The 7,470-nt window shown below is 33.0% G+C and carries 10 protein-coding genes and 1 pseudogene; 6 read left to right on the forward strand and 5 right to left on the reverse strand.

All coding sequences use genetic code 11. The annotated features are described in order from the left end of the window. Nucleotides 1-107: 107 nt before the first annotated feature. The 4 genes and pseudogenes from FLACOL7796_RS21730 to FLACOL7796_RS21745 all read right to left on the reverse strand — a co-directional run. A pseudogene (locus FLACOL7796_RS21730) lies at nucleotides 108-359 on the reverse strand (type II toxin-antitoxin system RelE/ParE family toxin); the annotation flags it as partial. A 19-nt stretch (nucleotides 360-378) separates the two neighbouring features. After that, nucleotides 379-624 carry a ribbon-helix-helix domain-containing protein gene (locus FLACOL7796_RS21735; protein ID WP_173972885.1) on the reverse strand — a complete coding sequence of 82 codons (246 nt, stop codon included), beginning with the start codon at nucleotides 622-624 and terminating at the stop codon, nucleotides 379-381. Between the two features lie 268 nt (nucleotides 625-892). Then, nucleotides 893-1,639 (reverse strand): zeta toxin family protein, encoded by a 747-nt coding sequence (locus tag FLACOL7796_RS21740; protein WP_173972886.1) that lies wholly within the window; start codon nucleotides 1,637-1,639, stop codon nucleotides 893-895. Continuing rightward, on the reverse strand, nucleotides 1,629-1,868 hold the full coding sequence (locus tag FLACOL7796_RS21745; RefSeq protein WP_078228027.1) for a hypothetical protein: 240 nt from the start codon (nucleotides 1,866-1,868) through the stop codon (nucleotides 1,629-1,631). Before FLACOL7796_RS21745 ends, FLACOL7796_RS21740 begins: the two co-directional genes overlap by 11 nt. A gap of 249 nt (nucleotides 1,869-2,117) precedes the next feature. On the opposite strand from FLACOL7796_RS21745, the gene FLACOL7796_RS21750 reads away from it, so the two are divergent. Beyond that, a protein-coding gene (locus tag FLACOL7796_RS21750) for an IS6 family transposase (protein ID WP_394367914.1) occupies nucleotides 2,118-2,782 on the forward strand; the annotation gives its coding sequence in 2 pieces (ribosomal slippage) (nucleotides 2,118-2,358 and nucleotides 2,358-2,782; 666 coding nt in all). A gap of 269 nt (nucleotides 2,783-3,051) precedes the next feature. Here the strand turns inward: FLACOL7796_RS21750 and FLACOL7796_RS21755 are convergent. Next, on the reverse strand, nucleotides 3,052-3,606 hold the full coding sequence (locus tag FLACOL7796_RS21755; RefSeq protein ID WP_173972887.1) for a fasciclin domain-containing protein: 555 nt from the start codon (nucleotides 3,604-3,606) through the stop codon (nucleotides 3,052-3,054). Between the two features lie 505 nt (nucleotides 3,607-4,111). Between FLACOL7796_RS21755 and FLACOL7796_RS21760 the strand changes: the two genes are divergently transcribed. Genes FLACOL7796_RS21760 through FLACOL7796_RS21780 form a run of 5 tightly spaced genes read left to right on the forward strand, consistent with a single transcriptional unit; the run spans nucleotide 4,112 to nucleotide 7,063 of the window. After that, nucleotides 4,112-4,417 (forward strand): TIGR03643 family protein, encoded by a 306-nt coding sequence (locus FLACOL7796_RS21760; RefSeq protein WP_089481741.1) that lies wholly within the window; start codon nucleotides 4,112-4,114, stop codon nucleotides 4,415-4,417. A gap of 15 nt (nucleotides 4,418-4,432) precedes the next feature. Then, nucleotides 4,433-4,834, forward strand: a complete 402-nt coding sequence (locus FLACOL7796_RS21765; RefSeq protein ID WP_317168357.1) for a DUF2452 domain-containing protein — start codon at nucleotides 4,433-4,435, stop codon at nucleotides 4,832-4,834. A 30-nt stretch (nucleotides 4,835-4,864) separates the two neighbouring features. Continuing rightward, on the forward strand, nucleotides 4,865-5,515 hold the full coding sequence (locus FLACOL7796_RS21770; protein WP_173972888.1) for a flavin reductase family protein: 651 nt from the start codon (nucleotides 4,865-4,867) through the stop codon (nucleotides 5,513-5,515). Nucleotides 5,516-5,535: 20 nt separating this feature from the next. Next, nucleotides 5,536-6,939 (forward strand): cryptochrome/deoxyribodipyrimidine photo-lyase family protein, encoded by a 1,404-nt coding sequence (locus FLACOL7796_RS21775; RefSeq protein ID WP_232067436.1) that lies wholly within the window; start codon nucleotides 5,536-5,538, stop codon nucleotides 6,937-6,939. Next, a complete protein-coding gene (locus tag FLACOL7796_RS21780) occupies nucleotides 6,926-7,063 on the forward strand; it encodes a DUF2256 domain-containing protein (RefSeq protein WP_154785514.1) in 138 nt (45 codons plus the stop codon). The genes FLACOL7796_RS21775 and FLACOL7796_RS21780 overlap by 14 nt, the downstream gene beginning before the upstream one ends. Nucleotides 7,064-7,470: the final 407 nt, after the last annotated feature.

The raw sequence follows: 7,470 nt of genomic DNA on the forward strand, positions 1-7,470 counted from the left end.
CGTTCGCGCTGTTTTTTTATTTTACAATGTCTTAAATCGAAAAAAATGGTTCTGTCGCATTAGGATAACTTTATCTTTATAATTTTAAACCTAGCGAAACTCAAGCTCTAAAAGGCTTGTCTCCCAATAATGGTAATAATCTCTATTCGTTTATCTCCATTTAATCGGTAGTATATAGTATCGACAACGCAGACACAATACCGATATCCTTTTTTGAAGTGGTCGGCAGATGGAAATAAAAATGGATTTTGTTCTATTTTGTCAAAACAATCGTAAAACATATTGAAATAATTATCGGCCTGATCCATTCCAAACTTACCGGCACCATAGTAATAAATTCTTTTTAAATCTTCTTTGGCCTCGCTACTTAAATATTAGCTATACATCTCCCAAATCCGTTTTAAACTCCGCTAACATTTCTTCTCTGGTTTGTTTTTTTACAAAACCGCTTTTTTCTCCCTTATCTATTTTAGCCCTTACAAGGTCATAAAACTCTTCTTGTGAACGTGCTTTTTTTATTAAAAAGTTAATGGCTTCACTTTTACTGCTAAACTCTTCTGCATTAACCTGATTTTTTAACCATTCTTCATTCGGAGCAGTTAATGATATACTTTGTCGTGTCATAATTATAAAAATCGGCTTGGTGTAAATTTACACCAAAATTTTGAAAATAGAAAAAGATTCGGCAAGAACTTGAATGCAAAAACCGCCTTAGCTTTTACGTGCAAAAAAGGTATCAACTTTACTTGGAGTTGATACTTTTTTTGCGACTAAAAGTCATTCAATCAATATTATTAAGCAGTTCGCTGCTTTAGTTGGAATTGTGTTGCTTTTAAATTTATTTAAGAGCGTCAAATTTTTGAAAGATAAATAATTTTTATAAAAAGAAAAATTATTCTGCTGTGTAGTATGGCAAAACATATTCTAGAAACCAGTTAGGAAATGTCTCGGATTTAATCTCCATTTCATCATTGTATAATTCGGCAATCAGCTCCTGCTTGGAACCTGAATTATCAAATAGATATGCACGGTAACAGAGAGGTAATATGGAATGCAGATATTCCAATGTCCTATAATAGCGCTGAATAACTTTTGTATAATCAACGTCGTGTCCATTTTTGTTAACACGATCTTCGACTCTGGCAACATTTACCTCAGGACTATCGATGCAGACGAAATACAAATAAATTCGATAGCCTTTATTTATTGATTCCTGAAGTTCTTGAATTTTTGAAGGATGGCTAAATACAGATTCGAAAACAAAGGACTTATTCTGCCTTATCATCAAATGTCTGATATAAGAAGCAATAAAAGAACCCTCGTAGGTATGTTTAGACGTGGAATGATCTACAATGCAGTTTTCACTTATTGTAATATTGATTTTATGATTATCTGCAGAAGCTTTCTCTATCAATGAAATTGAGTCAGGAAGATTACTGAATTCAGCTAAACTTTCCTCTGATCCAATAATTCCAAAATCATTTAAATCAATAAGTTTGAAGTCCTTTAATTTCCTTTCAATTTCATCAGCGTTGATAAAGATTTCAGAAAAATATGTTTTTGATAACTCTTTTTGTAGTGTACTTTTTCCTGAGCCGTTTGGACCGGCGAATACGCGTATTTTTTTATTACTTGGCACGAAGTATCATTCCTTTAATTATATTTTTTGGCTGTTCTTTTCGTATGATAGAGCCCTGCTGTTTTACACCAAATTTATCCTCTACGTAAATTGCATCATCTTTTATATACGTAATAGGAAGATCCAAAGCTTTAGACTGGCGTATAGCATTTTTAGCACTGTTTATTCCAGCGCTTATAAGTGATTTGGTTTGTCTGCTGTCAGTTCTGAATAGTTTAGCGGGCTTCATGTGAAAGATAATTTTATAATACAAATATAATGAAATAGTAAATAACTAGATGCTAAATCATATCTGAATGATTCAAGCCATTGTAAATTTTAGAAGTGGATCTTGGAATTATGCAAGCGGCGCTTGCACAATTTACCTTGTCTGCTGTATTTAAGTCGGCCGGAAGATGAGTATGTTTATACTAACTTTCTGAGGTTCTGTCGCATCTGGGAATAACTTTTATCTTTAGAATTTTAAACCGGTCAAAAGATGAATACTAAAGGTCATTGTTATCCAAAATACATAATTCTTCAGGCAGTATATTTCAAGCTAAGATTTACACTTAGTTACCGTGATGTTGAAGAACTAATGAAGATTAGAGGAGTCATTGTGGATCATGCCACGATTCAGCGTTGGGTTTATAAGTTTGCACCTTTGCTTGAGGCAGAGATGAAGAAGAGAAAAAGCAGAGTGGGGGCGAGTTGGAGATTGGATGAGACCTATATCAAAGTAAAGGTATTTGGTGTTATTTATATAGGGCAGTAGATAAATTAGGCAATACGGTTGACTTTCTTTTGACCAGAAAAAGACAGAGAATGAGTGCGCAGTCATTTCTAATTAAAGCAATTAGTAATAACTACAGACCAAGAGTAGTAAACATTGATAAAAGCGGTTCTAATACTGCCGCTATCAAAGTCTATAACAAACGCTCATTCTCAAAGATTAAAATCCGACAGTGTAAATATCTCAACAATATTATGGAACAGGATCATCGTTTTATAAAGTGGCGTATACAAAACGGATTAGGTTTTAAAAGTTTTGAATCGGCCAGACGAACATTGAGCGGAATTGAAGTTGTGCATATGCTGAGAAAGAATCAAATGGTTAGACCAGGGATAACTATGTTTAAATCATTCTGTAAATTGGCGGCCTAAATTTTAAATTACTTAAATTCTTATATTTGATTCTGACAGATGCGACAGAACCTTAGTTCATGTACTTTATAGTAAAAAGATATCTTCTTAATTTTTTCCGAAAAAGAGATGTCAAGTCCAAAATATTTAAAGTCTTAAGCTGGCAATAAAATGGTAATCAAAATCTCTTATACAATTGAATATTAATATTGTGTCTCATAGTAGTTATATAAAAAGCCCTGAATTCAATTTCAGGGCTTTTTATATAAATGTAATTTATTTTCAGCAAATTACATTTTTGGAAGCAGTACTGTATCCACTACATGTATAACACCATTAGATTGATTTACATCTGAAATTGTAACTTTAGCCTTATTGCCGCTTTCGTCGCTAATGTACAAATCTTTTCCATCCATCCAGGCAGTTAGAGTTCCTCCGCTCACTGTTTTTAAAGCAGCTTTTCCTTTACCAGCTTTTATTGCTTTTGCAATATCAGAACTATTCATTTTACCGGCCACTACATGATATGTCAATATGGTTTGTAATGATTTAATATTCTCAGTTTTCAATAATGTATCAACAGTTCCAGCCGGCAATTTACTAAATGCTTCATTTGTTGGTGCAAAAACAGTAAATGGCCCTTTACCTTGTAAAGTTTCAACTAATCCTGCTGCTTTTACTGCTGCTACCAAGGTGGTATGATCCTTTGAGTTTACCGCATTTTCTATAATATTTTTATTAGGATACATAGCCGCTCCACCAACCATTACAGTTTTTTGTGCAAATGATGTAAATCCAAATCCTAATGCCAGGATTGCTACTGCTAAAAATTTTCTAGTTTTCATAATTACTTTTTTTAAGTTATAAAGTCATTTACGCTTTAATATTCTTTTTGGTTTTAAAAGAAGTCAAAAAATAAAGTAAAATAAAATCGGACTAAGTAAAAGGTATTATGGATGAGTATTTTGAAGTAATATTTTTTGTGCAATTTACTTTTGTCAAAATAATTTCGCTGTTGTATTCAAAATCAAAGCAAACATGTAATGTATAGCCTAAATTTCTTCTTTTTTATCTTTGGCACTCCAAGTTTTCAATTAAGTAATTTTAATCAATTGATTATAAACTTTAAAAATCAAATGTTATACTTTTAGCTCTTTTAAGTACTTAAAAGCTGGAATTCTTGAAATAAAGAATTGTGGCCTGGATTTTTTATCAATTTATAAAATAGAATTTCTTCCCATCTTTTAGATTATATCTATTGGTTTAAGATTTAATGTATTATCAATTCTCTCATAACTGTAAAAGTACTATTTTTGTTTAATGGTATTTAATAACTGTTAAACAAAATGTATGATAAAGTCAATCATTGTAAAAATCGATAATGGTGTATTGAATGAAATTCAGATCGATAGAATTATAGAAATGGCATGGGAAGACCGAACACCTTTTGATGCAATAAAATTTCAATTTCATCTTTCAGAAGCCGATGTGAAAGCTTTAATGAAAAAAGAGCTAAAATTCAGCAGTTATAAATTATGGCGCATTCGCGTTGAAAATTGTAAAACAAAACACGCTGCAAAGAGAGCCGAAACAATAGACAGATTTAAATGTAACAGGCAAAGAGCAATTTCAAATAATAAAATATCTAAGCGTTAATAAAAATATTCGAAGATGATAAAAAAAGATAAACCCGATAATGTAGTATTTTCTTCTGAGCATGGTTATAATGCAAGCCTATTGCCATATGCTACAAGTGTTGGCGCACCGGTAATAAAAGCAGATGATTTAGCGGGATGGAAAGGCATGGGCCTAAATAAGGTAAAGAAAGAGTTTGAAAGTAAATTCAATGAACTAAAAATGCAATACCAGGATTTAATCGAAGAATTCCAATGGAATGAATTGGTATACAATGCCAGATTTTCTTTTGAACCTATTGTAGGTGAAATATATCACTTATATAAAGATGCAGACGGTTTTGATTTTCTCTCACTTATAGGACCCAAAGAATGGAATAAGGAACATATTGCTACTTTTAGACTTAACAGTGATAAAAAATGGATACTCATCAATTGAAAAGTTGCATTTTTTAATAAATTTCTACTAATGAAAAACAAAATAAATTTTAAAACCAGTGATCTGGAAAAAATGGAAAAGCAAACTGCCGTGCATTTAATCAATAGTTTAGGCGGTTTTAAAAGTGTGGCATTGGTAGGAACTTCTGATGTACAGGGAAATACTAATTTATCCATTTTTAGTTCTTTTTTTCATATTGGAGCAAATCCTCCATTAATAGGTATGATTTTTCGCCCCAGCCCGCCCGAGCGTGATACCATGAGAAATATTTTAGATACAGGATTCTATACCATTAATCATATCAATGAACAGATCTATAAGCAGGCACATCAGACATCAGCGAGATACAATAAAGAAATTTCAGAATTTGATGCTGCAGGACTCAGTGCGGAATATAAAAATAACTTTCCAGCTCCTTTTGTGCTCGAAAGCAACGTACAGTTAGGCATTAAATTTAAAGAAAAAACAGCCATTTCAATCAATAATACTACTATGATTATCGGGGAAATAGTCCAGATTTTCATACCCGAAGACTGCTTGTCTGAGGATGGTTTCCTCGATTTAGAAAAAGCCAATACCGTTACTTGTTCCGGTCTGGACAGCTATCATAAAACCATGCAGTTATACCGATTAAGCTATGCAAAGCCCGATAAGGAAATTACATCACTGCTTAAAAGTTGAATAAAAAAAAGATAAATATTATGTGGTTCAAACATGATCTCCGTTTTACAGATCACGAACCTCTTTTTGTGGCGCAGCAGGAAAATATCCCCCTTCTTTTGGTTTATTTTTTTGAACCCTCAATAATGGCTTGCGATGACGCTGATGTCCGTCATTGGCGGTTTGTTTATGAATCCTTACAGGAAATGCAGTCTAAATTAAAATCATTTGCTGCGCAGATTTATTATTTTCATAACGAAGTCCAGACTGTTTTTGAGCACTTATGCAGTCTTTATGATGTTCAAACAGTGTTTTCGCATGAGGAAATTGGCAACAAAGTCACTTTTGACAGGGATATTGCCATGAAGTCTTTTTTTGATGATCATAAAATTCTTTGGAAACAATTCCAGCTCCATGGTGTTATCAGAAAGCTGCGATCAAAACAAGATTGGGATAAGCGCTGGGAAGAAACAATGCGCGCAATTCCTAAAATGATTGAGCTGAATACTTTTAAATTTGAAAATTTAGATCCTGATTTTTATCAAAATTTAAAAGGAGAAACGCTTTCTGATGAAATAACAGAGAGAAATGAAAACTTTCAACACGGGGGCGAATATTGGGCCTGGCGGTACTTAGAGAGTTTTGCAAAAGAGAGACATGTAAATTACAGCAAACATATTTCCAAACCCTGTTTAAGCAGAAAAGGCTGTAGTCGTTTATCTCCCTATTTAACCTACGGAAACATAAGCATGCGAATGGTGTATCAATATACCAATCAGTTTTATGAAACATCATACAACAAAAGAGCTATGCTAAATTTTGTTTCCAGACTACACTGGCATTGCCATTTTATGCAAAAATTTGAAAATGACTGTCAAATTGAATTTGAAAATATAAACAAAGATTACGATTCCTTGGTCAAGCCAAAAAACGAAATCTATATAAAAGCCTGGCAGGAAGGTAAAACCGGCGTTCCTATTGTTGATGCCTGTATGCGATTTTTAGTCCAGACAGGTTATGTCAACTTTAGAATACGGGCCATGCTGGTTTCCTTTTTCACATTCAATTTGTGGCAGGACTGGCGGGACCTTCATTTCTTGGCAAGACAGTTTTTAGATTATGAACCCGGAATTCATTTTCCGCAGATTCAGATGCGGGCCGTTACAACAACAGGCAATACCATTAGAATTTATAATCCCGTAAAAAATTCACAGCAGCACGATTCAGAGGGCATATTTATAAAGAAATGGCTGCCTGAGCTGGCTGAAATTCCACCACAATTAATTCATGAACCATGGAAATTAAATCTTATTGAGCAGCAATTTTACAAATGCGAATTAGGAAGAGATTATCCAGAGCCTATAGTTGACATAGAACAAACTCGGAAACAGGCCAGTGATATTGTTTGGGGTTTTAGAAATAAAAAAGAAAATGCGAGGAGTTAAAAAACAAAACCTGCCCACTAAAATCTGCATTGTGTGCCAGAGACCATTTGCGTGGAGAAAAAAATGGGAAAAAATCTGGGACGAAGTGAAATATTGCAGTGATAAATGCAGAATAAGCAGATAAATGATATTTATACTGGTACTAGTTCTTTAACAAAGGTATTAAGGGGTAATATATTTAGAAAGTCAAAAAAGACTGTTTATCAATTTAGAAAGCTTTTGCTTCTTATATTTATTAGTCCCTTAATAGTTATAATGCTTGTATCTGTAGCCGAATCTAAAATAATAAGACCTTCACTATCTAGCATTATTAATGCATCTAAGACTTTTGCCTGATTTGACCTTTGGATAAGTAAACTCTCTTGTAGGGATTCATTCAAACAGGGAATAACCATACTGGTTAAATCTTCAAAAGGGCAAGTTTTTTCAGGGCTTTGTGCCAGTATATTAAGAATGATTTCAGAAATAGTAAACTTGTTATACATAAAATAGTTTTACTTAAAATTATGCAAAATAATTCTATTTTAAAAC

Source organism: Flavobacterium bizetiae (assembly GCF_902804475.1).
GTDB lineage: Bacteria > Bacteroidota > Bacteroidia > Flavobacteriales > Flavobacteriaceae > Flavobacterium > Flavobacterium bizetiae.